27 protein-coding genes are annotated in these 25869 nt (G+C 52.2%); 18 read left to right on the forward strand and 9 right to left on the reverse strand.

All coding sequences use genetic code 11. From position 1 onward, the window contains the following. The first annotated feature begins 161 nt into the window (after positions 1-161). The 8 genes from IMCC3135_RS00820 to IMCC3135_RS00855 all read left to right on the forward strand — a co-directional run bounded on the left by IMCC3135_RS00820 (position 162) and on the right by IMCC3135_RS00855 (position 8469). Positions 162-1760: an ABC transporter substrate-binding protein gene (locus IMCC3135_RS00820; protein ID WP_088915844.1), complete on the forward strand. Its 1599-nt coding sequence runs from the start codon at positions 162-164 to the stop codon at positions 1758-1760. Between the two features lie 111 nt (positions 1761-1871). Next, positions 1872-2975, forward strand: a complete 1104-nt coding sequence (locus IMCC3135_RS00825; RefSeq protein WP_205737851.1) for a M24 family metallopeptidase — start codon at positions 1872-1874, stop codon at positions 2973-2975. A 104-nt stretch (positions 2976-3079) separates the two neighbouring features. Beyond that, the gene (locus IMCC3135_RS00830) at positions 3080-4084 is read left to right on the forward strand and encodes an ABC transporter permease subunit (RefSeq protein ID WP_088915846.1); all 1005 of its coding nucleotides are present in this window, start codon (positions 3080-3082) and stop codon (positions 4082-4084) included. Then, on the forward strand, positions 4084-5028 hold the full coding sequence (locus IMCC3135_RS00835; protein ID WP_088915847.1) for an ABC transporter permease subunit: 945 nt from the start codon (positions 4084-4086) through the stop codon (positions 5026-5028). Before IMCC3135_RS00830 ends, IMCC3135_RS00835 begins: the two co-directional genes overlap by 1 nt. 1 nt (position 5029) lies before the next feature. Continuing rightward, positions 5030-6013, forward strand: a complete 984-nt coding sequence (locus IMCC3135_RS00840; RefSeq protein ID WP_088915848.1) for an ABC transporter ATP-binding protein — start codon at positions 5030-5032, stop codon at positions 6011-6013. After that, a complete protein-coding gene (locus IMCC3135_RS00845) occupies positions 6010-6996 on the forward strand; it encodes an ABC transporter ATP-binding protein (RefSeq protein ID WP_269467047.1) in 987 nt (328 codons plus the stop codon). Before IMCC3135_RS00840 ends, IMCC3135_RS00845 begins: the two co-directional genes overlap by 4 nt. Before the next feature lie 21 nt (positions 6997-7017). After that, the gene (locus IMCC3135_RS00850) at positions 7018-8073 is read left to right on the forward strand and encodes a Gfo/Idh/MocA family protein (RefSeq protein WP_088915849.1); all 1056 of its coding nucleotides are present in this window, start codon (positions 7018-7020) and stop codon (positions 8071-8073) included. A 42-nt stretch (positions 8074-8115) separates the two neighbouring features. Beyond that, positions 8116-8469, forward strand: coding sequence for a VOC family protein (locus IMCC3135_RS00855; protein ID WP_088915850.1), 354 nt, complete (start codon positions 8116-8118; stop codon positions 8467-8469). 76 nt (positions 8470-8545) lie between these two features. Here IMCC3135_RS00855 and IMCC3135_RS00860 read toward each other — a convergent pair whose 3' ends face one another. From IMCC3135_RS00860 to IMCC3135_RS00865, 3 genes are all read right to left on the reverse strand, one after another. Beyond that, positions 8546-9004 (reverse strand): hypothetical protein, encoded by a 459-nt coding sequence (locus IMCC3135_RS00860; protein WP_088915851.1) that lies wholly within the window; start codon positions 9002-9004, stop codon positions 8546-8548. Between the two features lie 504 nt (positions 9005-9508). Continuing rightward, a complete protein-coding gene (locus tag IMCC3135_RS33830; RefSeq protein WP_157735672.1) occupies positions 9509-9700 on the reverse strand; it encodes a hypothetical protein in 192 nt (63 codons plus the stop codon). A 163-nt stretch (positions 9701-9863) separates the two neighbouring features. Then, the gene (locus tag IMCC3135_RS00865; protein WP_157735673.1) at positions 9864-10319 is read right to left on the reverse strand and encodes a MarR family winged helix-turn-helix transcriptional regulator; all 456 of its coding nucleotides are present in this window, start codon (positions 10317-10319) and stop codon (positions 9864-9866) included. Between the two features lie 125 nt (positions 10320-10444). Between IMCC3135_RS00865 and IMCC3135_RS00870 the strand changes: the two genes are divergently transcribed. The 5 genes from IMCC3135_RS00870 (at position 10445) to IMCC3135_RS00890 (ending at position 15292) form a co-directional block, all read left to right on the forward strand. After that, positions 10445-11629 carry an amidohydrolase gene (locus IMCC3135_RS00870; protein ID WP_157735674.1) on the forward strand — a complete coding sequence of 395 codons (1185 nt, stop codon included), beginning with the start codon at positions 10445-10447 and terminating at the stop codon, positions 11627-11629. 12 nt (positions 11630-11641) lie between these two features. After that, entirely contained in the window at positions 11642-12667 is a 1026-nt protein-coding gene (locus tag IMCC3135_RS00875) for a TRAP transporter substrate-binding protein (RefSeq protein ID WP_088915854.1), read from the forward strand. A gap of 95 nt (positions 12668-12762) precedes the next feature. Then, positions 12763-13263 (forward strand): TRAP transporter small permease, encoded by a 501-nt coding sequence (locus IMCC3135_RS00880; RefSeq protein WP_088915855.1) that lies wholly within the window; start codon positions 12763-12765, stop codon positions 13261-13263. 3 nt (positions 13264-13266) lie between these two features. Then, positions 13267-14553, forward strand: coding sequence for a TRAP transporter large permease (locus tag IMCC3135_RS00885; protein ID WP_088915856.1), 1287 nt, complete (start codon positions 13267-13269; stop codon positions 14551-14553). Positions 14554-14566: 13 nt separating this feature from the next. Next, entirely contained in the window at positions 14567-15292 is a 726-nt protein-coding gene (locus IMCC3135_RS00890; RefSeq protein WP_088915857.1) for a type 1 glutamine amidotransferase, read from the forward strand. A gap of 159 nt (positions 15293-15451) precedes the next feature. Here the strand turns inward: IMCC3135_RS00890 and IMCC3135_RS33835 are convergent, their stop codons facing one another. Beyond that, positions 15452-15838 carry a hypothetical protein gene (locus IMCC3135_RS33835; RefSeq protein ID WP_157735676.1) on the reverse strand — a complete coding sequence of 129 codons (387 nt, stop codon included), beginning with the start codon at positions 15836-15838 and terminating at the stop codon, positions 15452-15454. Positions 15839-16241: 403 nt separating this feature from the next. Between IMCC3135_RS33835 and IMCC3135_RS00895 the strand changes: the two genes are divergently transcribed. From IMCC3135_RS00895 to IMCC3135_RS00915, 5 genes are all read left to right on the forward strand, one after another. Continuing rightward, complete coding sequence (locus IMCC3135_RS00895) at positions 16242-17036, forward strand: phytanoyl-CoA dioxygenase family protein (protein ID WP_088915858.1); 795 nt, start codon at positions 16242-16244, stop codon at positions 17034-17036. 298 nt (positions 17037-17334) lie between these two features. Beyond that, positions 17335-18177, forward strand: coding sequence for an SUMF1/EgtB/PvdO family nonheme iron enzyme (locus tag IMCC3135_RS00900; RefSeq protein WP_205737853.1), 843 nt, complete (start codon positions 17335-17337; stop codon positions 18175-18177). Positions 18178-18410: 233 nt separating this feature from the next. Beyond that, positions 18411-18572, forward strand: a complete 162-nt coding sequence (locus IMCC3135_RS33845; protein WP_157735678.1) for a hypothetical protein — start codon at positions 18411-18413, stop codon at positions 18570-18572. 1099 nt (positions 18573-19671) lie between these two features. Then, positions 19672-20205: a peptidoglycan-binding domain-containing protein gene (locus IMCC3135_RS00910; protein WP_088915860.1), complete on the forward strand. Its 534-nt coding sequence runs from the start codon at positions 19672-19674 to the stop codon at positions 20203-20205. A gap of 532 nt (positions 20206-20737) precedes the next feature. Further along, positions 20738-22006 (forward strand): IS4 family transposase, encoded by a 1269-nt coding sequence (locus tag IMCC3135_RS00915; protein ID WP_088915861.1) that lies wholly within the window; start codon positions 20738-20740, stop codon positions 22004-22006. Positions 22007-22140: 134 nt separating this feature from the next. On the opposite strand, the gene IMCC3135_RS00920 is transcribed toward IMCC3135_RS00915, so the two are convergent. From IMCC3135_RS00920 to IMCC3135_RS00940, 5 genes are all read right to left on the reverse strand, one after another. Further along, the gene (locus IMCC3135_RS00920; protein WP_088915862.1) at positions 22141-22389 is read right to left on the reverse strand and encodes a tyrosine-type recombinase/integrase; all 249 of its coding nucleotides are present in this window, start codon (positions 22387-22389) and stop codon (positions 22141-22143) included. 73 nt (positions 22390-22462) lie between these two features. Then, positions 22463-24187 carry an IS66 family transposase gene (tnpC, locus tag IMCC3135_RS00925; RefSeq protein ID WP_088915863.1) on the reverse strand — a complete coding sequence of 575 codons (1725 nt, stop codon included), beginning with the start codon at positions 24185-24187 and terminating at the stop codon, positions 22463-22465. Beyond that, positions 24184-24621, reverse strand: a complete 438-nt coding sequence (gene tnpB / locus IMCC3135_RS00930) for an IS66 family insertion sequence element accessory protein TnpB (protein ID WP_088915864.1) — start codon at positions 24619-24621, stop codon at positions 24184-24186. Before tnpB ends, tnpC begins: the two co-directional genes overlap by 4 nt. Further along, positions 24621-25064 carry a hypothetical protein gene (locus IMCC3135_RS00935; RefSeq protein ID WP_088915865.1) on the reverse strand — a complete coding sequence of 148 codons (444 nt, stop codon included), beginning with the start codon at positions 25062-25064 and terminating at the stop codon, positions 24621-24623. The genes tnpB and IMCC3135_RS00935 overlap by 1 nt, the downstream gene beginning before the upstream one ends. 83 nt (positions 25065-25147) lie before the next feature. Next, positions 25148-25747, reverse strand: a complete 600-nt coding sequence (locus IMCC3135_RS00940) for a phage integrase N-terminal SAM-like domain-containing protein (protein ID WP_088915866.1) — start codon at positions 25745-25747, stop codon at positions 25148-25150. Positions 25748-25869: the final 122 nt, after the last annotated feature.

Below are 25869 nucleotides of genomic sequence, written 5' to 3' on the forward strand. Positions count from 1 at the left end.
GCGACCTGAAAAGTTGCCGTAATAGCGAATTGGCACAAGGGTATGTCTGTATCGTCACGCTGGGTTACACTGCGTGGGATCTCACTAACTTGTCATGTGAGCGTCGGTGAAGCGCAAGCTTCACCTCGAAATTTACTCTAAAACATAGGTAGAAATCAAAAATGGCACTGAACAAACTTGGTTTGTTGAGTCTAGGCCTGATCGGTCTGGGATTCAGCACTCAGGCATTGAGCCAGGACACACTCGTATACTGCTCAGAAGGCTCTCCAGAGGGTTTTGACCCGGCTCTGTACACCGCAGGCACCACATTTGATGCCTCATCGCGTCAGGTTTACAACAAGCTGGTTGAATTCGAACGCGGCACCACGTCCACCATTCCGGGCCTGGCCGAAAGCTATGAAGTCTCGGAAGATGGCCTCACCTACACCTTCAAACTGCGTCCCGGCGTCAAGTTCCATACCACCGAATACTTCACGCCAACGCGTGATCTGAACGCCAGTGATGTGGTGTTTTCATTCGAGCGTCAACGCCTGGCTGAAAATCCTTACAACAAGGTCTCGGGTGGTACTTGGCAATACTTCGACAGCATGTCGATGACAGAACTGGTTGAATCCGTTGAAGCGGTTGATGAGCTGACCGTCAAATTCACCCTCACACGTCGTGAAGCGCCCATGATCGCCAATCTGGCCATGGACTTCGCCTCCATCATGTCCAAGGAATATGCCGATCAACTGTTGGAAAAAGGCACTCCCGAGATGCTCAACCAGCAGCCGATTGGTACCGGTCCGTTCCAGTTCGTCGGTTACCAGAAAGATGCGGTCATCCGTTTCAAGGCCAATGAAGAATATTGGGCAGGCAAGGCAGAAATCGACAATCTCGTGTTTGCAATTACACCTGATGCTTCAGTTCGCTACCAGAAAGTGAAAGCGGGCGAATGTCATGTCATGCCGTTCCCCAACCCAGCCGATCTTGATGCCATGCGCAGCGATGACTCCTTGACGCTGATGGAACAGGAAGGTCTGAACGTCGGTTATCTGGCCTACAACACAACGGTTGCACCGTTCGATAACGTGAATGTTCGTCGTGCCTTGAACATGTCAATCAACAAGCAAGCTATTCTGGATGCCGTTTTCCAGGGCGCAGGCAAAGTTGCCAAGAACCCGATTCCACCCACCATCTGGTCGTATAACGAAGCCACGATCGATGACGCATATGATCCTGAGAAAGCCAAGGAAATGCTGGCAGCCGAAGGTGTCGAGAATCTGCAGCTGGACATCTGGGCCATGCCGGTTCAACGTCCCTACAACCCGAATGCACGTCGCATGGCGGAAGTGATGCAGGAAGATTTTGCCAAAGTGGGTGTTGATGTGAATATCGTCTCCTATGAGTGGGCGGAGTACCTGAAGTTGTCCAGAGAGCCGGATCGCGCCGGTGCGGTACTGCTGGGTTGGACGGGCGACAATGGAGATCCGGATAACTTCATGGCCGTGCTGTTGGGCTGTGATGGTGTCGGTGCATCGAATGTGGCTCAGTGGTGCTATGAGCCGTTCGACGACCTGATCCAGGAAGCCAAGATCATTCCTGATCAGGCGGAACGAACCAAGCTCTACGAACAAGCTCAGGTGATCTTCAAGGAGCAGGCTCCTTGGGCAACCATCGCGCATTCGGTTGTGTACGAGCCGGTTCGCAAGGAAGTACAAAACTACAAAATCGATCCATTAGGCGGTCATATCTTCTACGGTGTGTCGTTGGCAAAGTAGTTCTATTTGCCGTTGTTCCGGAGAACGGCCGCGCAAGCGGCCGTTTTTCGTATACCCCTCCGACTTGACTGCCTCTGATAATTTGCAGATAGCAATTAAAACAACAGGATCATGAGTCACATGACAGACCGATACGAGCCTTACCGAAACGTTGCACAGCGCGCCTCCGTGGATGCGATTGCACTGGTGCCGGGGGCTAATTTTTCACGATTGTTCGGCAAGGAGTTTCATCAGAACGAGCGCCCACTGCTGGTGGTGATACCGGCCATTGGTGCACCAGCTGCCGTGGTGCCCAACCTGGAGCTGGCCTCCTTCGAGCAGATCGGTTTTGAAGGCGAGGTATTCGACTGGCGTGACCAGACGGGCTACCAGAGCGCGTTTGAAAGTCTGTTGCAACATCTGCCCCTGGGTTCGGTAGGGGTTGAGGGGCAAGTGATGCGCGTCTTCATTGATCAGGCCTTGCGCAACGCCGCACCGGGCTTGACCATTCGTGATGCACAACAGTCCATCTCGGCTTTGCGACTGCGCAAGAACGAGGAAGAGATCAGCATTATCCGCAAGGCGATCGGTATTTCCGAGCGAGCACTGGCCAATACCATCGATGCGGTCAAGGTGGGTATGACCGAGCGCGCTATCGAGAATATTCTGGTGCAAAACCTTTTTGCCGAAGGTGCCGAAGATTTTGCCTTCTCGCCGATCGTGGCCGCTGCGGAAAACTCTGCGCGCCCGCATGCGCATTCTCGTGATGACTATGCCGTCAAGCCCGGCGATTCATTGTTGATCGATTTTGGCGCCCGGGCCGGTGGTTTGTGTGCCGACATCACTCGCACCTTCTTCATCCAGCATTGCACAGATGCTCGGGCAGAGGTCTATCAAACCGTGCTTGCCGCCAACCTGGCAGGTCATGCCGCATCGATACCGGGAGCGACTGCACACGATGTTGATGATGCGACCACGCGCGTGCTGGAAGAGTCCGCTTTTGCTTCACGCATTCGGCACAAGACCGGACATGGTATGGGCCGTGATATTCATGAAGACCCTTACATCATGCGAGGCAATGAGCAAAAGCTTGAGCCGGGCATGGTGTTCACCATCGAGCCAGGCCTGTATGACCTGAACGATATCGGTGTCAGAATCGAGGATGATGTTCTGATCACGACCAGCGGCTCCGAATCGCTGACCAGTTTTGACAAGACCCTGACATATATTGGCTAAGGGATTGTTTCACGATCCCTTAGGCCCTTGTCATGCTTTCACACTCATCGTCGCAACAGGAAGCGCGGCGGTGTCATCATTTCAGCTCCAGGCGAATCTGACCCATGCTGAGTTTTCTGCTTCGACGACTGGGTACCTTCATACCCACATTCATTGGTGTATCCATTGTTTCTTTTCTGTTCATCCGTCTGCTACCCGGCGACCCTATTCTGCTAATGGCAGGAGAGAGGGGCATGAGCGATGAGCGTTACGCCATGTTGATGACCCAGTTCGGCTTCGATCAGCCACTGCTGGCCCAGTATTGGGATTACCTGAGCGGCATCGTACAAGGCGATCTGGGTACCTCCTTCAAGACCAAGCGCCCGGTCTGGGATGAGTTCTTCGCCCTGTTTCCAGCGACGCTGGAATTGTCTGTGTGTGCCATTATCTTCGCGATCGTGCTCGGTATTCCTGCCGGCATCATTGCGGCGGTCAAGCGTGGTAAATGGCCCGATCAGGTGTTGATGTCCACCGCCCTGGTTGGTTATTCCATGCCAATCTTCTGGTGGGCTTTGCTGCTGATCATCCTGTTCTCGGGCATGCTCGGCTGGACGCCGGTATCGGGACGGATCTCGCTGATGTACTACTTTCCCAATGGCACAGGCTTCATGCTGATAGATAGTTTGCGCTCGGGGCAGGCAGGTGCCTTCAGCTCGGCAGTGCAACATCTGATTCTACCGACCATCGTGCTGGGCACGATACCTCTGGCGGTCATTGCAAGGCAGACCCGTTCCGCCATGCTTGAAGTGCTCAGTGAGGATTATGTGCGTACCGCGCGAGCCAAGGGGCTGAGCCCGTTGCGAGTCAATGGCCTGCATGCACTGCGCAATGCCCTCATACCGGTGATTACCGTCATCGGTTTGTCCGTGGGCACGCTGCTGGCGGGGGCCATTCTGACCGAGACCATTTTCTCCTGGCCGGGTATCGGCAAGTGGATGGTGGAGAGCATCGGCAGCCGTGACTATACCTCCGTGCAAGGAGGGCTGTTGATGATCGCGGTGATCGTCATGCTCGTCAATCTCTTTGTCGATGTCCTTTATGGGCTCATCAACCCGAAGATTCGTAACTAATGGCCATTGATAAATCCGCAGGGGCCGCGTTGAATGAGGCGCCTGAATTGCCAGGCGCTGCAGGCGGTGACATCCTCGCCAGACCCGGTCGCTTCAAGGAGTTCTGGAGCTACTTCAGCGAGAATCGTGGCGCGGTTGTCGGTCTGGTGGTTTTCATTACCTTCATCCTGATTGCCATTTTCGCCGACCTTATAGCGCCGCATTCGCCAACGCAGCAATATCGCGATGCTTTGTTGCACCCTCCTGCCTGGCAGGAGGGTGGCACGGTAGAGTTCTTTCTGGGCACTGATGCCATCGGTCGGGATCTGTTGTCACGCTTGATTCACGGTGCTCGCTATTCGTTTTTCGTAGGCGTTATCGTGGTGGTCATCGCCGCTGGTAGTGGTGTCATTATCGGACTGATTGCAGGTTTTGCCCGTGGTTGGGTAGATACGCTGATCATGCGCCTGATGGATATCCTGTTGGCCTTCCCCAGTCTGTTACTGGCGCTGGTCATGGTCGCCATTCTCGGGCCTTCCCTGACCAATGCCATGATCGCCATTGCCATTGTCCTGCAGCCTCACTATGTCCGGCTGACCCGGGCGGCGGTGTTGCAGGAGCTGCCCAAGGACTATGTCACCAGTGCCAGAGTGGTTGGTGCCAGTCGCATGCGGCTGATGTTCGTCACGGTACTGCCCAATTGTCTGGCGCCGATCATTGTGCAGGCGGCCTTGTCATTTTCCACAGCGATTCTGGATGCTGCAGCGCTGGGCTTTCTGGGTTTGGGGGCACAACCACCCACACCAGAGTGGGGCACCATGCTGGCGGATTCGCGCGAGTTCGTATTGCGAGCCTGGTGGGTTGTGACCTTCCCCGGCCTTGCCATTCTGATCAATGTGGTTGCCATCAATCTGATGGGCGATGGGCTGCGTGATGCCCTCGACCCCAAGCTGAAGCGGAGTTAAGGTGTCATTACTCGACGTACGCAATCTGTCTGTAGACTTCAAGACCGCCAATGGCCTGTTCCGCGCTGTAGATGGTGTGGATGTGCAGGTCGATGTGGGTGATGTGCTGGCCATTGTCGGTGAGTCCGGTAGTGGCAAGTCGGTATCCATGCTGGCGCTGATGGGCTTGTTACCCTGGACCGCGAACATTCAGGCTGATGTCATGACCTTTGATGGAGTCAGCCTTGCTGGTGCCAGTGGTCGTCAGCGACGCTCGATTATCGGCAAGGATGTGGCCATGATCTTTCAGGAGCCCATGTCCAGTCTCAACCCATGCTTCACGGTAGGCTTTCAGTTACGTGAGGCATTAAAGGCGCATTTGCCTCTGTCGCGTCGTGAGCGTCAGAAGCGGGCGATCGAACTGCTGGAGCAGGTCGGTTTGCCTGAGCCTGAGCGGCGCTTGAAAGCTTATCCGCATCAGTTATCCGGTGGCATGTGTCAGCGGGTCATGATTGCCATGGCGATTGCCTGCAAGCCTAAACTACTGATTGCCGATGAGCCGACCACCGCTCTGGATGTGACCATTCAAGCGCAGATTCTGGAACTGTTGCTGGATTTGCAAAAAGATACCGGCATGGCATTGGTGCTGATTACGCATGACATGGGTGTGGTGGCAGAGACCGCACAACGCGTCAGTGTGCAGTACGCCGGCCAGAAAGTGGAAGAGCAGGGTGTGCGTGAATTGTTTGCCAGTCCGCATCATCCCTATACTGATGCACTACTGGCAGCTTTGCCGGAGCGTGCCACGACTCGTCAGCTGCCCAGCATCCCGGGTGTGGTGCCCGGCCAGTTTGACCGGCCGACAGGGTGTCTGTTTTCACCTCGGTGTGCACATGCTGATGAAAAATGTCGTCAAGTCAAACCAGGTGTGGCACCACAGGCGTTGGGCTATGCCCGTTGTCATTATCCTCTGATACAGGGTATTCCCCAGCGAGAAGCGTCGTGAGCGATAGCGTGAACAATCTGTTGATCGAGGCGCAAGGTCTCAGTCGCTTCTACGAGGTGTCCAACGGCTTTTTCGGTGGAAATGCAACCGTCAAAGCCCTGAGTAATGTCTCATTCACTCTAGAGGCGGGACGCACACTGGCCGTGGTTGGAGAGTCGGGTTGCGGCAAGTCCACTCTGGCACGGGTTGTGACCATGATCGAGACGCCCACCGCAGGTGAGCTGACGCTGGATGGGCACCATATTCGCAGTGATGTTCCCTTGACAGAGCAGCAGCAAGCCGAGCTTCGCGCCTCTGTGCAGATTGTCTTTCAGGACCCTTTTGGCTCATTGAACCCCAGGCAGACGATAGGCCGGATACTGGAGGAGCCGGTGCTGATCAATCGACGGGATGTCACTAAGGCTCAACGTGAACAACAGGCTCGCGAAATGCTGAAGATGGTAGGTCTGCGTCCGGAGCATTACGATCGTTATCCGCATATGTTCTCTGGTGGTCAGCGACAGCGAATTGCGGTAGCGCGTGCCCTGATGCTGGAGCCGCGCATTCTGGTGCTGGATGAGCCGGTCTCCGCACTCGATTTATCCATCCAGTCGCAGATACTCAATCTGCTGGTTGAGTTGCAAGAGCGTCTGAATCTGGCCTATCTGTTCATCTCGCATGATCTGTCGGTGGTTCGACATATGGCCGATGATGTCATGGTGATGTATCTGGGCCGAGTGGTTGAGCGAGGTTCGGCTGCCGAGGTGTTCGAATCTCCCAGGCACCCCTATACACGCGCCTTGTTGTCAGCCACTCCGGTGGCCGATCCGACGCATGTGCAGACGCGTATTCGTCTGGAAGGCGAATTGCCGTCCCCGTTGAATCCGCCTGCCGGTTGCGCCTTCAATCCGCGTTGCTGGAAGGCCGAAGATAAATGCCGACAATCAGCCCCTGAACTGACAGAGGGTGAAGCACACGCCGTGGCGTGCTATTTTCCCTTGTAGTCATCGTTGGAGTATCGTCCCATGAGTCCGCTTAAAATTCTGATTGCAGGTTTGGGCAACATGGGGCGCAGCCACGCCATTGCCTGTGCACGGCACCCCGGCTTCGAGGTAGTAGGCCTGGTCAATCGATCGCCAGTGGCAGATTTGCCCGAGTCACTGGCGTCCGTACCGATGCACAGCGATTACCACGCCGCGCTGGAGTCGGTTGAGTGTGATGTGGTCTCCATCAATACCTATTCGGATACCCATGCCGAATACGCCATTGCCGCTATGGAAAAGGGTCGGCATGTGTTTCTTGAAAAACCGATGGCCACCACCGTGGAAGATGCCCGACGAGTCGTCGCGGTTGCCAATCGTCTGGATCGCAAACTGGTCGTAGGTTACATTCTGCGCCACCACCCATCCTGGGTACGCCTTATTCAGGAGGCGCGGGATCTGGGTGGACCCTATGTGTTTCGTCTGAACCTGAATCAGCAATCCTCGGGGGCTACCTGGAAGACGCATCTGCAGTTGATGCAATCCACCTCACCATTGGTTGATTGTGGGGTGCACTATGTGGACGTCATGTGCCAGATCACCGATGCCCTGCCGGTTCAAGTCAATGGTATGGGGGTACGTTTAACTGAATCCATCGAGCCGGAAATGTATAACTACGGGCACTTTCAGGTGCGCTTTGATGATGGATCGGTAGGCTGGTATGAAGCCGGCTGGGGACCGATGATGTCAGAGACCGCTTTCTTTGTAAAAGACATCATCTCGCCCAATGGAGCAGTGTCTATCGTCATGGATGACAATGTACGCTCGGATGATATTGATGCCCATACCCGTACCTCTCGCATTCGCCTGCATAGAGCTGAGTTGAATGAGGCGGGGGAGTTTTCCAAGCCGGATACCTTGCTGGATATGCACGACGAGCCTGATCACCAGGGCTTGTGTGATAACGAGCAGGCCTTTCTGCATGACGCTATCGTCAACAATACAGATCTGACCCGGCATTGGCGAGATGCCGTGCAGTCGTTACGTATCTGTATCGCCGCCGATGAAAGCGTGCGAAGTGGCAAGGCGGTTGATCTGTAGAGTAGTTGAAATCAGAACAAGCAATCAATAGAGGAAAGGACGATGTCTACGGATCTGAAGATTGATTATATTGAACTGCCTGCTGCGGATTTTGATGCCGTGCAAGCCTTCTATGAGGCAGTATTTGGCTGGACATTCGAGAGTTATGGTGACGAATATCGTGCATTCTCCGATGGCAAGCTGGATGGCGGGTTTTACAAGTCCACAGAAAAATCGACGACAGAGCGAGGCGCGGCGTTAGTGATTTTCTTTGCCACAGATCTGGAAGCCACAGAAAAGGCTGTAACAGAGGCAGGCGGTACGATCATCAAGCCGATATTCAGCTTTCCCGGTGGTAGTCGCTTTCAGTTTCTTGACCCGCATGGGAATGAGCTGGCGGTTTGGACGCACGGGTAGTGAAGTGGGGCGTGTAAATCTGGAGCGTAATGGCCGTTGGTGAGATGTTCCCAACGGCCAGCAACTTGATAGACGATTATTCAAGAAAAATATCTGAATTTATATTTATGGCTTGAATTGAGTAAGAGCCATCTACAACACTTAACGTGGTAGTGATATTTGCGTCTCCTGATTCAAAATGTCCTAATGTACTGAAAATTACAACATCATATATTCCTGTGGAAGTAGTGACTCCAGATTGCGAACGCAAGAATTTGGATTCTTCTAATGATTTTAATTTTCCAAGTCTGGAAAATAATTCATAAATTTTCTGACCGCGCTCAGTTTCGAATGCTTCCAAAGCTTTTGGGGTTAATAATGGCTTTAAATTTTCGAAATCCCAACTGACTGCTTCGGGTAGATTCTTTGTCAAATAGGGTTCAGCCGCTTTAGTATGTTTGGAAGCGCTAAGGTAAGACCATGTAGCGAGACAAGCAGCCAGTACGAGGAGGAGCAGGAAAGCCGTGCCTACAATTTTCAGCAACTTTTTAAACATATAATTCCTTTATGTGTAAGGCCAAAGCTAGCCTGAATAAATCATGAAGAGCTGGCGGCGCGACGGTAAAGTTGTAAGCTTATCAAAGCTTTAAAAATCAAGATCAGAAGCGCTCTGCCAGTGACGGATTGTACCTTGAGTCGCAAGGAAAAAAGCGCGTCCTTTACGTATTGTCTATGCAAATCTGAACCGTAACGACCATTGGTGAGATGCTCCCAAGGCACACCCTAATGGGACTGTTGCATACGCCAACAATAGAAGGGGCGCTATAGGATCTGCGTATATCAAGGCAGAATTGCAGGTGCCGACTGTTCTAGAGCTGCTGGTTTTCGCTGCTAGGCAACATATCAATTGCATAGGCAGCAAGTCGTTTCCAGAATCCAATCCGAGTCATGATAATCCTTTTGGGGGCGTTGACAGGATACGCAACTGCAATGTGATTTGGACGCCCAGCATGGCATGTGCTGGCTGTCTGGACGAACGGGTAATGAGCTAGAGCCTGTTTTAGTTGGTCAGAGCTTCCTCAACGTCTTGCTTGTATTCGCTCTCCGAGCGTCCTGCCTCTTCCTCGCATTGAGCGCGTTCGTCTGAGTTGACAAGTTCGTTGCAGGCGCTACGTCGCCATTGCTCGTTGCCTTGGTAGGTTCCGCAGCTGGTTAGCAGGGTGGTCATCAGCATTGCAAAGAATAAGGGCATGGGCTCGTACCAAAAAAAGGGCCGTACATATTACGCCAAGGGTGGATCTCTCTTCACCATTTAGTATGAAACGTCCTGTGAAAATCCACATGCAGGGTGTTATGGGAAGGGCTGGCCAATCCTTATTCCTGCTCAGGCTTTTTCTCAGATAATCACAGCTTGTTTAGTGCTCTGAATGTATCCGACCGAGTTGTTGTAGATGTGTGAATAGCGCTTTCTGATCGCTTGCAGATAAAGAAGAGAGTGCCTTGTTTTCTGCTTCCTCAACCGCCTGGCGGGCGACGCACATGCAGGACTCACCGCTCTTGGAAATACTGAAATAAGTGTAACGAGCATCGTCGTCTGATTTCCGGCGCGACATGTAGCCTTTTTCTTCCAAACTGTTGACGATGCGGTTCATTGCTGGCGATTCAACGCCTGTTGCGGTCGCGAGCAAGTTCAGGACGCAATCGGGGTTTTGCGAGACGAGATAGAGCGTTGTGAGCTCTAACGGCGAAAGACCATTGGCTTTGAGTACGGGTACCGTTGCGTCCCGCAGGCGGCGTGACGCGCGTCTCAGTAGATACCCAATGGATTGTTCCATGTCCGCTGTGTCGAGTTGCTTGACCACTTTGGCCATCGTGTCTCCAATTAACCCTGTGTGGGAGAAGAACATAACAAAAGTAATTGCATTTAGCAACTACTTAAAATATAGTAACCAAAAGCAATTGTATTTTGTATCTATCTACCAGGAGGAATTCTCTTTTGAAAAAAGTTCCTAATGTCCCCCAGGGGTTGATTCAGCGAAGTACGGATGACCGTCGATGGCTGCATGCCAATCCTGAGCTGGGTTTTGAATTACCAAAAACCGTGGCCTACGTGGTTGATCGTTTGTCAGTACTAGGTATTCCGCATGAAACTGGTATCGGTCAAACAGGCATCGTGGCCAGTATCAAGGGGCGCGGCGATTCTGGTCGAGCCATCGGCTTTCGTGCCGACATGGACGCCCTACCGATTGCCGAAGAAACCGACGCTGAATATCAGTCCACTGTGGCAGGCCGAATGCACGCGTGTGGTCATGATGGGCACACGGCGATCTTGCTTGGCTTGGCAGAACTCCTAAGTGAGAGTCGTGATTTTGACGGTACAGTAAGGCTTGTATTTCAACCTGCCGAAGAAGGTTTCGCTGGTGCGAGGCACATGGTTGAAGACGGGTTGTTCGAACGTTTCCCAATGGAGCGTATCTTTGGTCTTCATAATTGGCCAGATCTGCCTGCTAATGTCGTTGGTACACAGCGCGGTCCTATCATGGCTGCATCTCACCTGTTGCGTATCACTCTTGCAGGGAAGGGCGGTCATGCCGCGATGCCGCATCAGTCCGTTCCTCTCATGACTGTTGCCGCGCATGTGCAACTGGCACTCAACAGCTATGTTGCACAGCAAGTCAATGCCCAACGAGCGGTTGTAGTGTCGATGACGCAAGTCATTTCAGGTGATGCCATCAGTGCATTGCCAGAGCATGTGCAGATGATCGGATCAGTTCGTATTCTGCACGGTGATGCGAAAGAGGCCTGTGTGCGAGGACTATCTGGGTTAATTGAGGCAGTTGCTACGGGTTTTGGTGCGAGTGCACAAGTTGAGTTTATCGACGGTTACCCAGTGACTGTGAACGATGCTGATTCCACCCGACTTGTTGAGCGTGCTGTTGCTAATCTGGGTCTTTCGCATCAGTGTGAAGACAACGGTCTAGACCCTTCAATGGCCTCCGAGGATTTTGCATTTATGCTCGAGGCTTGCCCAGGGTCGTATTTCTGGCTGGGACAAGGTGCCACTAATGGTCGTGCTCTGCACGCACCGACATATGATTTCAATGACGACACAATCGGGACCGGTATTGCGCTTTTTGCTGAAATAGCACGTGTAGCACTATCCAATGAAAAAACTTTATAGGGAACTGAATCAATGATTAATTTTCGCTCTATCTCTATCGCGTCACTTATCGCTTTCAGCTTGGCATCACCTGTTGAAGCTACAGAAAAGCTGCGATTGTCAACACCGATTCCAGCCAGCCATCCGTTGATGACAAAGGTGCTTAAACCTTGGGCTGCCAACGTTAAAGAGGTCACTGAGGGTCGAGTCGTTGTGCGGATTATGCCCAAGATAGTTGGGTCTTACGCCGGTCAGTTTGACGTGGCTGCAACCGGGCAGGCCGATATATCCATGGGCAATCAATCGTATAGCCCGGGCAGATTCAAGCAATATGCATTCGCAGAATTACCCGGACTTGGGGACCGAGCTGAAGCTACGTCGGTAGCATTTTGGGATACCTACAATCAGTACTTCGGTCCCAAGGACGAAATGGCAGAAGTGAAGGTTTTGTCGCTTTATACAGCCGGACCCGGGCAGCTTTTTACCACTGAGCATGTTGTTAGTTCCATGGATGGAAACAAGGGTGTAAAGGTTCGAGGCGGTGGTGAAGCGGCTACCCGTGTGGTTGACACACTTGGCATGACGTCTATACAGGCTCCGTTCTCAAAGGCTGCAGAAATGATCTCTAATGGTGTTGTAGATGGGGCAATGTTGGAGCGGTCGTTGGTTCCTGTTTTCGGCTTTGACCGCTACTTCAAGAATCGCTTTGTCTATCCTGGTGGATTGTTCAACGTCAGCTATTTCATGGTGATGAACAAAAAAAGCTGGGCCGAATTAGATCCGAAGGATCAGGCGGCAATTGATGCCATCAGTGGCCAGGTCTTGGCTCAGCAGTTCGGCCAGGTCTGGGATGAAATAGGCGTTAGCGCCGATAAAGCTTTTTTGGACAGCGGCATGCTCACCACGGCAGCAGAAGGTCCACTAAAAGAAAACCTGGCTGAGGCATTCAAGGCGTACGAGAAAACCTGGATTGATTCGGTGTCCGCTGATGGCTTTGATGGGCAAGAAATCATCGACAGCTATCGTGCGCTGGTGAACGAGATCGAACAGGGGCTGTAATTGTAAGCCACTGCACGAAAGCTGGCTGGTCGGCCGAAGCCGCGCCAGTCAGCGTAGCTGTTGTAAGTTTGTTTCAACCACGAGGAGAATGTGTGATGCCAGAAATGAGATCAAAGTCTTCGCCGACCAGGGTGCAGACGCTTTTCGACAACGTGTCGCGAACAGGGGCCACAGTAGCCTGGACACTGATTGCATTAGTCACTTTTGTCGACGTGGTCGGGAGGGAGGTCTTCTCAATGCCGATCCCCGGTGGCTACGAGATAATCCAGATTTTAATGACGATTGGTGTGTTTTTCTCGTTGCCAATTGTGGCGCTCAGGCGCGGGCACGTTCGGGTCGATTTACTGTATCAATCCATGCCGGCTAGTTTAAAGCGTCTGTCAGATGTGTTTTCCAAACTGGTTTCCATTGTGTATTTCTCCCTGTTGGCTTGGGGGACAACACAATTTTTCCTGCACGCAATGGGTACAGGTGAACGGTCGGTCTATCTGCATATGCCACATTGGATGCCGGCGTTGCTCATGGGGGCTTTTCTGATAGCCACTGTTTTTTGCTGTGTTATCACGCCGTCTAGTGACGGCCCAAGCGAGAGTTGAGTCATGGAAATTTTTATCATTCTCGCGGTTGTCATGTTGCTTACGATGATGGTAGGTGTACCGATCGCCTACTGTTTAGGTTTGGTGGGCCTTATCGGACTTGCGTTGGATATTGGTTTTAATTCAACGATGTCATTAGCTGGCTCAACAGTATTTGAAACCGGATTTTCCTATGAGTTCTCGGTTGTACCGCTCTTTATCGCTATGGGGAATTTTGTCGCCAGAGCGCATCTTTCAGATAAGTTGTTCAAGGCTGCTGGTGCTTTTATAGGGCACTATCGTGGCGGGCTAGGCATGGCTGCAGCGCTTTCTTGTGGAGCATTCAGCGCAGTCTCTGGAAGTTCGCTGGCGACGGCTGCCACCATGAGCCGTGCATCAATGCCATCGATGCGCAAGGCCGGCTACCACGACAGTTTGTCTACAGGTGTAATCGCCGCTGGCGGCACTCTGGGCATTTTGATTCCGCCGTCAATCGTACTGATCATCTACGCAATAATGACTGAACAAGACATCTCCGACATGTTTGTGGCGGGAATTGTGCCCGGCCTGTTGGGGGTTATAGGCTACATGGCTACTGTTAAGGTTGTCACTACTCTGAACCCTGATGCAGGGCCCGCGAGTGAAAAACAAAGTTGGTCTGAGCGTTGGCAGTCACTCATTGGAGTCGTCGATATTCTGATCCTGTTCGTTGTTGTGCTCGGGGGTATTTATTTTGGTCTGTTAGCCTCAACTGAGGCGGCGGGCATTGGTGCAGTCATGGCGATGGTTCTGGTGGCGTTGCGCGGACGACTCACTTGGGCGCTGCTTCTCGATGTGATGACTGAAACGGGGAAAACCACGGCGATGTTGTTCACCATTTACATGGGAGCGCTGTTCTTCACTGAGTTCGTGAATTTTTCAGGGCTTACCGACGAGCTCGCGGATCTGGTGATGGCACTCGAACTTAGTCCTGTAATGCTCGTTATGTTGATTCTGTTTATCTGCCTCATGCTAGGTATGGTCCTCGAGGCGATGTCGATCATTCTATTGCTGGTGCCAATCGTGACTCCAATTTTGGTCAGTATGGATATCAATCTGATCTGGTTTGGGATTCTGTTGGTGGTTGCCACTGAGATAAGTCTGATCACTCCTCCTGTAGGGATGAATGTTTTTGTACTCAAGTCTGTCAACGATGATGTGCCATTAACCACCATCTTTCGAGGTGTGTTGCCTTTCATCGTCGCCGACTTTATTCGTCTTGGCCTGCTTATCGCTGTGCCGGCTTTGTCAATTGGCTTACTGACCACTTAACAGGAGAATCACTGTGTCACGCAATATTGCCATTGTCTCGAACGTCAACATGCCCGAGGGCCCGTTGTCTCACTTTGAAGATGAATTCGAACAAATCGCATCCGGTTTGCTCCTGCACGAACCGACATGGAAGTTCACTCGATATCGTCCTTATCTGGGTGAATACCCTCAAGATCTTAATGCCTATGACGGGGTTGTCTTTTCCGGGAGTCCATCTTCAGTAAACGAGCCCGAGCCTTGGATTTCAGAGATGCTCGAGCTCATTCGCACCTTGCATAAAATGAAGAAACCGATGGCTGGGATCTGCTTCGGTCATCAAGCTATCGCCAAGGCGCTCGGTGGCCACGTCGGCATCAACCCTGACGGCTGGTCGATTGGGGCGGTGCCCGTAGACTGGAAAACGCATTCAAGTTGGATGCAGCCGGCTAAACGAGACCTTAGACTCTATGCGATTCACAATGAGCAGGTCCTCGAATTACCTGATGGAGCAGAGATGACTGCGACCGCACAGGGTTGCCCGTTCGCAGGTTTCCGGATTGGCACTCACGTAATGACAACCCAGCATCACCCTGAAATGCCAAAGGAGTTTGTTGGTGCTGTGCTGGAATGGCTGAAAGCACCGTTGGAGCACGGTCCAGATGTCAAATCATTGATACGTGCAGATGAATCACTGAAGCAAGAAGTCGACGGCGCTTTAATGATGGGTTGGATCACTCAATTTTTATCACAAGGCAAGTAACCCAGTCGATGAGGTACATCGCACTCGAAAAACCTTATACACGCAGCAACTGCGTGGCTGGTTTGGAACAGGGAGAGTTGCAGGGTAGGTTTATGAGGATGGCAATGTCAGCGGCATTGGCTGCGTCGAAATATTGGGCTCCGCATAGACATCCTCCAATTATGGCAGCGTATCAATGACTCGAGAGTTCATCCTGTTACGAAGCCAGTCATGCAATTCGCAACACCCCGTTAGTATTGCCAGAATCCATGCCGTCAATCCTGCACCCGAGAGTTTGACAAGCATTGCGATATCCTCTGATGCTGTCGGCAAGGAATACTGATTTCGCAAACTGTCCCAATGTGTGTCCAGGATGACGGATGCTACAACTTGGACAATCGCGACAAGTATTACCGGTAGGCAGATAGTGGCGACTGCGAGCCAATTGGAAGTTGAAGGAAATCGAGTAGAGAGTCGCACGCGTCGGCGGTGGAAGTAGCCGATAGCCAACGCGCCGAAAACAAAAGTCTGTGCCAGATAGAGAGTTTGGCCGAGTGCATTGTCCAAAGTGATATTCCTGTTCTCAGTGTCGGTTTGTGTTGCTGCTATGCGTCAGTGTTGCATATTCGGTATGAGTGCAGCGGTGGTATTCATAAAAAATCAAACCGAAATATTCGTCTTTATATTGGCATTTAATTTGGTACCAGGCAGGCAAGTTACAGCTTGGATATTCAATTGGATGCCTGCCCAAAACCAGAGTCATTCCCAATAGTTTTGGTTCGGGTTTCCGTCTAGTTGATGACTGGGCTTCTGTGGGTTATTCCCGGGCAAGATGCTGACGATCAAACAGACCGGTAATGTGCTGCGGGCTCAGACGCTGCTCGATCCACTTGTTATTTAGTATTTGTATTTATCTCATCAACCATTGAGAATCAAGCTACTCAGGAATCCACACGAGCAGGTGCAGCGCATGAGTCTGGAAAATACCCTTGATGAATCGACCATTGAAAGCTTTCGGCAAGACGGAGTTGTGCTGATCAAAGGCCTGTTCAATGACTGGGTTGATACGATTCGAGCAGGCATTGAACGCAATATGCGCGAGCCGGGCCCTTATGCCGCTGAGAATCTCAAGGAAGGCGAACAAGGGCGTTTTTTTGATGACTACTGCAATTGGACGCGCATTCCGGAATTTGAACAAGTCATCAGACAATCCGAAGCAGCTGCTGTGGCAGCCAGGTTGATGGGATCTTCAGGGGTGCAGGTATTCCACGATCATGTGCTGGTAAAAGAGCCAGGCACCTCGAAGGCGACCCCTTGGCACCAGGACTCCCCTTATTACTTTGTAGAAGGCAAGCAGACTGTCAGCTTCTGGAGCCCAGTGGATACCGTTAAGGAAGCCTCCTTGCGTTGTGTCGCGGGCTCACACCGTTGGAAGAAGCCGGTGCTACCGACGCGCTGGTTGGCTGAAACAGGCTTCTATCCCGATAGCGATGACTATATGCCGGTTCCTGATCCGGATAAAGAAGGCATGCCGATAATGGAATGGCAGATGGAGCCAGGGGATGCGGTCGCTTTCGATTTTCGGACCCTGCACGGAGCACGAGGCAATGAATCGGCTCAGCGGCGTCGGGCGTTCTCACTGAGGCTGGTAGGAGATGATGCCCGATATATCAGCCGCCCCGGACCGACATCGCCACCGTTTCCGGGTCATGACATGGTTGATGGGCAAGTGCTTCGCGAGGATTGGTTTCCGAGAGTGTATTGAATGTGGGGTTGTTGCGGATAGACTACGATTTCGATGGCGATCCTGGACTGCTGGATAAGAGCAAGACTGCGGGCGGTACCAAGAAACCGGGTGAGATCGAGAGCGAAGCCGAGATTCGTCAGTTCATGGCGAGGTACTAGGGCATGATCTCCAGCAGATCATATTCTCAAAACCGAGATCCATGCCAAGGCAATAGCGGTACCCTGAAGCTTGGTAGGTAATAGAGGCAATGTGCGCACATATGCAGTACAGCAAACATTCCGAAGATGAGCGATCTGAATCCTGCCGGGCATCCTGCTTGGCTGGGAGTGGGGGCGCCAAGCTGGAGGCGCATTCGGAATTTACGCCGGGGGCAGGGCATGCATGCTGTGCGCAGGTGCGTGACAAGCCTCCTGCGAGCCGTCCTCACATCCAGCTTGCCAAGAGCCTTCGTTGTGCCGAGTCTTTAAGACCTGCCGCCAGATTCATCCCCGGTGGGCTGGCCTATATCGGTACCACGACACCGGGAATACTCAATGATGGAGAAACACCATTGCGACGGGTGCGCATCAAGCCCTTTCGCATGAGCGAGACAACCATCACCAATGCCCAGTTCAGGGTTTTTGTCGAACAGACAAGGTATGTGACTGAGGCCGAGCGATTCGGTTGTTCATTCGTCTTCTGGCAACAGGTACCGGAACATATCGAATCATCACGAGGCGTGGTGGGAACCGAATGGTGGCGAGAGATTCACGGCGCGAACTGGCGTGAGGTCAATGGCCCCGGTTCTCAGGCTGCGGCCTGTCATGAGGAGCATCCGGTGGTACACGTATCCTGGAATGATGCTACAGCCTATGCCCACTGGGCAGGTGCGCGTCTGGCAAGTGAGGCGGAGTGGGAACATGCCGCACGCGGTGGGCTAGGTGATGTCAAATTCCCCTGGGGCAATGAAGAGCCGGATGACACTGCCACCTTCCCCTGCAACACCTGGCAAGGCGATTTCCCGAATAACAATACAGCGGCTGTTGGCTTTACAAGTACAGCACCGGCACGATCGTTCGAACCTAATGGCTATGGTTTGTACAATATGTGCGGCAATGTCTGGGAATGGATGAGTGACGAATACAGCAACACTTCCAGGAATGCGAAAGCACGATCTTGACTACGCGCCATGAAGGGCTTCAAATTGTCGAAAGAAGGGTCCTTTCTCTGCCACAAGAGCTATTGCTATCGTTATCGAATTGCTGCCAGAACCGGGTCATCTTCAGATAGTTCGACTACGCATCAGAGTTTCAGAGTGGTTTGGGATGATGAGTGAGCACGGTGGGGGCTTTCGTGTACTCGGGCTCGGCAGGCTTGTTTAAAGCATGGCTGCAACGATAACAATCTGAACGATTGGCATATCTACCTGGCTCCTGCATCCGGTGTTCGCCCGAACAGGGTAGCACTGGTGGGGCAGTGGTCGACGATGACACCCTTGATGAACAGGCAGGTATCCCCACCTCCCCCGGCAATCTGCAAGGCACAGTGTATTCGTCTACTGATGCAGCCGCTTGACTTGGGAAGCGGCTCAGGACGACGGCTGGATCTTGGGATACGATATATTGCGCGACGGGAAGCTTGTTCGGAGACCGAGTCGAACGCGTTGCCGGAGGTCCTGTGCTGATTGTAGATGGCAAGAATACGGCCAAGGAAAGCAAGAAGGTGCCAAGGGTGAAAAGCCTGTATCAAGAGAGAATCAAACAGCAAATCGGCCTACATAATGGGCCATTCATGGCAGTGCTCATTTCGCTACAGGAACGAACCAACTTTAGTGTTGGGATGTAACCTATACATCGCCCTCAATCCGTGGATAATACTTGTACCTGCTGATAATAATGGGTGTCTAGAGCCGAAAAATAGTTGGCTATGAAATGTACAAATTGGAGACCAGCGAGCTAATCGTGGAGTTGTTTGCGAGGACTGTTCTTGCAGAGAAATGTCGAGGAAAAGGTCTTGTTTTGCATGTCCACAATGGAGCGCAGCAGCGATCCAGCACTATTTGTGTCAAATTGGATGAACTGGGGTTGCAGACCTCATACAACCGGCCAAGAGTATCAAATGACAATGCCTGTTCAGAGTCGCTATTCCGAACAATTATGTGTCGTCATGACTTCCTGACGCAAGTCTTTGCAGACTTAAAGACAGCATGAGCCTGGGTGCTGAAATTTGTTCGCTGGTACAACACAGAGCATCGACATCGTGCGATCAAATTCGTAACGCCGAGTAGGCGTTATAAAGGCATAGGCGTCGATATTCTTGCCAGCCGTATCCGTGTCTATGTAGAAACGAAAGAGCTTACGGGAGTGGTAAGACACGAAATTGAGTATGGTCGGAGAAAGTAAGACTCAATCCGCAGCAGCATGAACTGAAGCAAGGCAAAAATTAGGAATAGCGGCATAAGTAAATCGGTCAACTATCTTGACGATCACCGCTTCTCAGCGTTTAATGAAGTCATGTTGTTAAATTTTTAAGATAAGCTTGTTCGAGATATGCTTAGTTCGTAGACAGGTTTATAAAATCGACCACTATTTTAGGGGGCGAAGTAATTTTTTCGGTCGGGTTCGGGGCGTGGATTTTTCTGATCAATATTGCCATTAGCGAGAGATGTTTTATTATGAATAAATTAACCAATAATCATCAGACGTTTATGTTTAAAGTGTTTACCGTATTATCATGCTGTTTTCTATTGATAGGGTGCGCTCAACTAAATACACTTTATACGGATGTTGATGAGCTGCCTGGAAATCGACTGAAAATTTTGTCTAAAGGATCATGGGATTCTACATCTCGCGTGGAGATCGTCGAGAGCACGGCAGAAAAAAGATGCGGAGGAGCCTATGAAGTCATATCCACAGACTTCGAGGTTAAACCTGGAGGTGCTATAGGGAAAAATCTAGTTGCTATAGTTCAATGTGAAGGTCAGATTGGTCAGAATACCAGGATAACTAATTCTACAAAGAAAGCGCCTGTAGATCGAGCAGTAATCAATGCACAGAGAAAATTGAATGATCTCGGTTACGACGCAGGTAGTGCTGATGGCATATTAGGGCAGGGAACTAAGTCTGCAATTAAACAGTTTCAGATAGATAATGACCTCGAGATCAACAGTCTTCTCGATAGAGAAACATCTGCTCTTTTAGGAATTTAAATTCCTGATAGAAGGTGACTTTAGCTTATTCAGGATAATAAATTCTCGTGGCTCGACTGAATAATCTGTGGGTATTCTGACCTGAATTTCGTAGATTGACAGTAGCAGTGAAGGTGCATCCGGCGCCTGCCTCTGAGATGATGAAAGTGCGAACAACCATCGTCAATTAGAGAGTAAGTGCCCGGATGCAGATCAAGACTATCCTGAATAACGTCCAGAAGTTCAAATCTTGTGTGTACGGAGGGGCTGGACCGCTGACAAACACTAAGCAGCCGACTTTGGAAATCGATGTGTATGAGCGTCGGAACAGTTGGTCACTATGCTCCAATGGCACTCGGTTAGCTTCAACCGATTGATCTGAAAGGAATTTCAGGAAGAATTTCAGAAAGGTTGCAGTGGCCGGTCCGGGCGAGTACGTTTCAGGTTGCGAAACAATCAACGTAACCGGAACCAGCCACCATGCAGCCTACCTGCGAGTTGCCCTCAGAGCAACACCTGCGCGCCAGACTTCGACTCTGTCGGGGTCTTCAATTTGATCACTGATAAGCGCTTCTTCGACACGGTCGAGTCACATCTGCCAGCGCATCGCGAACGCACCTATCCACCGACCGAAACTCTGGCGATGTTTGTCGCACAGGTTCTTAACGACGATAGTTCTTGTCAGCGAGCCGTTAACGATCGAATCGTTCGCTGCCTGCAGCATGGACTGCGGCCACCGGGAACATCGACGGCGGCTTATTGTGAAGCACGATCTCGCTTGCCTAGCTCGATGGTCGAAGCGCTCTTCAAAACGGTCGGCCAGAAGGTCAGCAACAACGCGTTGCCCGAGTGGCTCTGGCGTGGGCGTTCTGTCTATTTCATCGATGGTACTGGGCTTTCGATGCCGGACACACCCGACAACCAACTCGCGTATCCGCAACCCTCCAGCCAGCAGAAGGGTATCGGTTTCCCCGAAGCTCGCATGGTTGCATTGTCGTGTGCGGCCACGGGTGCAATCATTGATGCGTTGATCGGGCCAGCCAAGGGCAAGACAACGGGGGAATTGTCGCAGATGCGAACTCTGGCTCGCAGTTTGAAGCCAGGGGATGTCCTGGTGGGCGATGCGATCTACGAAACCTACTGGACGTTTGTGATGCTGCAGGGTATCGGCTGCGATGGGGTTTTCGAAATCAACGGCAGTCGCTCTCGCCCCGAAAAACGACGCGCACACCTGACGTTCAAACGTCCGGTCAGGCCTGAGTGGATGGATGCAGAGACCTACGAATTGTGTCCGAGGGAAATCAGGGTGCGTCAGGTGGTCAGCCGTCGTCGTGGGTATCAGGACACCTTTTTCATTACCTCACTCACTGACCAACGTCTGGTCAGTGCCAAGGAAATTGTCGCACTGTACCTGCGTCGATGGAACGTGGAAACTGACTTTCGCTCGCTCAAGTGCGCTCTGGATGCAGGGATACTGAGCTGCCGCAGTGCTGAGATGATCGAGAAAGAACTCTGGGTTCACCTACTTGCCTACAATCTGACACGGTTATTGATGAGTGAAGCTGCAGCGATAAGTAATCGAGAGCCGCGTTCAATCAGCTTTCGGCATACCGTGCAATTGTGGAGCGCCTGGTCCCAGTGTGGTCAGCAACTTGATGCCCAAGGTTGGACCTATTTGCTCCAAGCAATTGCTGGACCTCGGGTCGGGAATCGTCCAGGGCGGCGAGAGCCACGAGCCGTAAAACGTAGGCCCAAATCGCGCAAATTGTTGGATATTCCACGATCAGCCGCGCGAACTTGCTGTCACATGTACGAGCAGTGATTGCCTATCCGAGTGCCATTGGGGTATGACACGTCAGAATATGTGAGCACACCTGACTCTGATGTGGGCTCAAGGTATGTGTCTGCTGGTAGCGAGGTAAATGCTGAAACAAGGCAGATTTTACCGTGCACTGGTTATTCATCGACTTGCTCCAGTGCAGCGACCAGATCAATACCCGCTTCCGATACCTCTCGATAGTTGGGCACCCAGTGGACGTAGCGCGAGGTGGTATGAACGGATCGATGCCCCAGCTGATGTTGCAGTTTGTGTATGTGCATGCCTGCTTCAAGCTGATGAGTTGCATAGGCGTGTCTCAAGGAATGGATGCCGCCGACTTTCTCAATACCCGCCTTTTTCTTGGCGGCAGTGAATACCCGCTGCATAAGCGGCACCCGTCAGATGGTGAGCTTACGCCAGCCCAGTAAAATTAACGCCTGAGCCTGTGCTACTACAAACTCAGCCTTGTTGGCTGGGGTAATTCCAGGGCATCCAGTTTTGCGGGGCAGCGCGCACGGCCAGCTGATTTCTCTGTACCGCCACCAGGTAGTCCAGGGCATCCACATCCGTTTCCATACAGGTAGCCAGTATCGAGGTGATGGTGTCGGAGACTTTGGCGCCGTTTTCGGTCTTGAAAAACTGAGAGTTCTTGCGTGCTCTTACCATCAATTTGATGATTCTTTCACAGGCATTGTTATCGATCGGAGCCCCAGGGATATGGCAGAACGCGCACAAACCGTCGAAGTGGCGATTAAAATAAGCCATGGCACGACCCAGGTTGCTGTTCGGTTCCACCGGGCCACCCTCTTGGGTTTGTGCCTGACACCACTGCCTGATCTGAGTCATCAGTGGCAATGAATGCACGTAATGATAGACCTGACGCTGGTGGGAATCGAACGCCTGCTCCTTGCAGTGATCGTCGTTTGCCCACACCCCTGCGTAGAGCTCCAGGGCAAACAGGCTTTCATCTGGACACTGATGAGCAAGCTCGGCAAAGCCTCTGCGGCCATGCGAATTACATAGAGACACTATGAAGTCCTTGTCGGTGACGTGATTGGAGCTCAGGGCATCGCTCATCAAAATGGGCACCGACAAACCAGGGCTGCGATGTCCCAGTATTTCGTCAAACCACTCACCTGCGTGACCCACGCTGGTCTGATAAAGCACCAATCGTCGTGCCTGATCCGATGACAGCGGATCCGAAGTCGTACCACTGTCGGGTAGCGGCAAGATGGCCAGACAGGCCGAGCTGTAGACCCCCGAGCGGTGTTCGCGCCCCTTGGGCGCTGCCTGCTTGACCAGAATCCGGTGTGTGGTGTCATCCAGGTAGAACACTTGCGCGTCGGCTGCCATCGATACCAGGGCTACAAACACCGGGGTCAGGTGATCAGCCAGCTTCTGGCACTGATCGAAGATCGTGGAGGCACTCAGATGTGAGCCGAGTAGGCCTTGCAGTGACTGCTGGCGGTAGAACGGACTGGCGACGAAATACTTGTAGATCGCCATCATGGCGATAGCCGAGTAACCGTACATCTGACCGGGGCGCCCATCGGCTCGCACCTTGGGCGGCAGCTCGGCGGTATAGATTTCATGGCAGGCCGAGCAGCGTAGCTGCTCGCTGACATGCTGCTCGGCACTGAACGGTGAATGCCCGACAATGCGCAGAAGCTGGGCCGGATGGTACTTGTACACCTTGCCTGCCTGGCAACCGGGACAGGGATCACCCTTGTTCAGGCCCTCGATGCCATGATGATGGACCGTGGGTTTGATGGAAGCCTTCTTGGGCTTCTTGTTGCGATTGTCCTTTTTGCCCGTCCCTGTGCGCGGGCGCCCCGTGTCGTTTTGCTCGTCGGCATCTGCATCAGCCTTGGCCTTGTCACCACCCGAGCCTTCACCCTTGTTCTTGCCCGGATGGTTCTTCAGTCTCTCGGACGGATTGACCATACCCAGTAGCTTCTTCAGCTTCAGGATGGTCAGATTATTGTGGCTGATGCGCTCCTGCATGGTAGCCAATGTCATCATGGCACTGGCCAACAGGTCGTAATCCCCGGCGCTGAGCGCCATGCCGTGTTCGCGCGCCTCTGAAATACGCGCCATCAGCTCATCAAGCTGTATCTCGCTCAGGTCGATGAAGCCGGTTGGCTTCTCAACGTTCACTGGAGACTCGGAGACGTGGGCGCTCATGGTTGAGGGGGCTGGGGAGTACAAGAGGTTGCAGGATTGGAAGAAAGCGTAGTGGATGGCGGTGAAGATGCAAGCGGTGTTGCATGACAATCACTGGGTGCTGATGTGGACTGAGCCACCGGTGAGAACCACTCACCACTGAGCAGCAAGCGTAATTGCCGGGCGCTGGCCGGTGATAGCTCCTCATGACCCGTGGGCCAACCTGTGAATTTGCCACGAGACAGTCTTTTTGTCATTAACCAGTAGCCGGTGCCGTCATAACTCAAGGCGCGAATCATGGTTTTTGCCCGGTTGATAAAGACGAAAATGGTGCCATCAGTGGGATCCTGTCCCAGCGTGTTCCGGCACTGAGCAACGAAGCCGTCTATTCCCTTGCGAAAATCCGAAGGAGCCACGCCCAACAGGATTGGGCTTTGATGAGTCAGCAGAATCATCAGGAGACCCTTGCGTTGTTGCTGATCCGGGCAGCGGCCTGGAACACCTCGTCGAGTGTGAATGCACGATCGATACGAATCACAGTCTCGTTGGGTAACTCGATGATCAGACTGCCAGTGATTGGCGAAGCTGGTTCGGCTGCCACTTCTCCAGTGACAGGTAATCGAACGAAACCCGCCGTCGTATCGGTATGGACAGAGCGCTCAGCAGGCAACGTGCTCTGAGGCGTAGGTTGCGCATCAGACCATTGTTTGAGTGCATTGGCGTTGATGCGTAAGGCGCGGCAAATATGAAAGGCACAGTGATGATCCAGCAACGCTACGGCGCATAGACGCAATGTAATGGGTGTCGGCTCGCGTCGCAATCGGTTGCTACGCCATTGATCGAAGGCGTGCTGGGCGCTTCTCAGCGAGGGCTTGAAATCAACTACCTCTGCGTTCATCGATCGTCTCCAGGGAGTAGGTTGCTGGCGGAGACACAGTGAACCAGACAATCAGGGTGATATTTTACTGGGCTGGCGTAAGCTCACGTCAGATGTCGATCAGATCTTTGGCCTTCAAATAGCCAGGGTTGCGGTCGAAAACTCTGCCAGTAAATACGCAGAGCTAGCAACAAAGCATCTGACATGATCACGGCACGATCTTTAGCACCCTTGCCCTGTTCTACTCTGAGTAAATTACGTTCACTGTCGATGTGGCGAACCTTTAGTGACACCAACTCGCTGAGTCGTAAGCCACAGCCGTAACAGGTTTGTAGCATAGTACGGTGTTTGAGATTACTCAGCTGATTAATGATGCTGGCCACCTCGGAACGTGTCAACAGTTCCGGAATACGCTGTGGTCTTTTCGGAACGATCACAGGCACCTCGAATGGGGGCCAGCCCATCACTTTTTCATAGAAAAACTGAATGCCGGCCAAATACCCCTGACAGCTTGCCGGAGCCAGCTTGCGTTCTTTGACCAGATATTCAAAGAATGGCTGTAATTCGCAGAGCGAGATCTGATCCGGTGGACGGTGATAAAATTTGATGAGCTGTTTGACAGCGACGGCGTAGCTGTCATAGGTATTGATTGAATAGCCGCGCTGCAGTATGGCATCCAGAAGTTTTTGACGTAAAGGTGTCATCAGATAACTCCTCATTCAGACCAAAAGCGGCCTGTGAATAGTTAAATACCGATGAATGTTGGAAGCACAGTTACAGGAGGAATCTGTCAGCTTTCAAAGCGCCGCGCAGCGGTTTAGTTCAA

It is taken from the genome of Granulosicoccus antarcticus IMCC3135 (genome assembly GCF_002215215.1).
In the GTDB taxonomy this organism is placed as follows: domain Bacteria; phylum Pseudomonadota; class Gammaproteobacteria; order Granulosicoccales; family Granulosicoccaceae; genus Granulosicoccus; species Granulosicoccus antarcticus.

Bases quoted from the DNA above. Each gene is read 5' to 3' on its own strand.
- IMCC3135_RS00820 (WP_088915844.1), top strand. From the start codon at position 162: ATGGCACTGAACAAACTTGGTTTGTTGAGTCTAGGCCTGATCGGTCTG.
- IMCC3135_RS00825 (WP_205737851.1), top strand. From the start codon at position 1,872: ATGAGTCACATGACAGACCGATACGAGCCTTACCGAAACGTTGCACAG.
- IMCC3135_RS00830 (WP_088915846.1), top strand. From the start codon at position 3,080: ATGCTGAGTTTTCTGCTTCGACGACTGGGTACCTTCATACCCACATTC.
- IMCC3135_RS00835 (WP_088915847.1), top strand. From the start codon at position 4,084: ATGGCCATTGATAAATCCGCAGGGGCCGCGTTGAATGAGGCGCCTGAA.
- IMCC3135_RS00850 (WP_088915849.1), top strand. From the start codon at position 7,018: ATGAGTCCGCTTAAAATTCTGATTGCAGGTTTGGGCAACATGGGGCGC.
- IMCC3135_RS00855 (WP_088915850.1), top strand. From the start codon at position 8,116: ATGTCTACGGATCTGAAGATTGATTATATTGAACTGCCTGCTGCGGAT.
- IMCC3135_RS00860 (WP_088915851.1), bottom strand. From the start codon at position 9,004: ATGTTTAAAAAGTTGCTGAAAATTGTAGGCACGGCTTTCCTGCTCCTC.
- IMCC3135_RS33830 (WP_157735672.1), bottom strand. From the start codon at position 9,700: ATGCCCTTATTCTTTGCAATGCTGATGACCACCCTGCTAACCAGCTGC.
- IMCC3135_RS00865 (WP_157735673.1), bottom strand. From the start codon at position 10,319: ATGGCCAAAGTGGTCAAGCAACTCGACACAGCGGACATGGAACAATCC.
- IMCC3135_RS00875 (WP_088915854.1), top strand. From the start codon at position 11,642: ATGATTAATTTTCGCTCTATCTCTATCGCGTCACTTATCGCTTTCAGC.
- IMCC3135_RS00880 (WP_088915855.1), top strand. From the start codon at position 12,763: ATGCCAGAAATGAGATCAAAGTCTTCGCCGACCAGGGTGCAGACGCTT.
- IMCC3135_RS00885 (WP_088915856.1), top strand. From the start codon at position 13,267: ATGGAAATTTTTATCATTCTCGCGGTTGTCATGTTGCTTACGATGATG.
- IMCC3135_RS00895 (WP_088915858.1), top strand. From the start codon at position 16,242: ATGAGTCTGGAAAATACCCTTGATGAATCGACCATTGAAAGCTTTCGG.
- IMCC3135_RS00910 (WP_088915860.1), top strand. From the start codon at position 19,672: ATGAATAAATTAACCAATAATCATCAGACGTTTATGTTTAAAGTGTTT.
- IMCC3135_RS00920 (WP_088915862.1), bottom strand. From the start codon at position 22,389: ATGCAGCGGGTATTCACTGCCGCCAAGAAAAAGGCGGGTATTGAGAAA.
- tnpC (WP_088915863.1), bottom strand. From the start codon at position 24,187: ATGAGCGCCCACGTCTCCGAGTCTCCAGTGAACGTTGAGAAGCCAACC.
- tnpB (WP_088915864.1), bottom strand. From the start codon at position 24,621: ATGATTCTGCTGACTCATCAAAGCCCAATCCTGTTGGGCGTGGCTCCT.
- IMCC3135_RS00935 (WP_088915865.1), bottom strand. From the start codon at position 25,064: ATGAACGCAGAGGTAGTTGATTTCAAGCCCTCGCTGAGAAGCGCCCAG.
- IMCC3135_RS00940 (WP_088915866.1), bottom strand. From the start codon at position 25,747: ATGACACCTTTACGTCAAAAACTTCTGGATGCCATACTGCAGCGCGGC.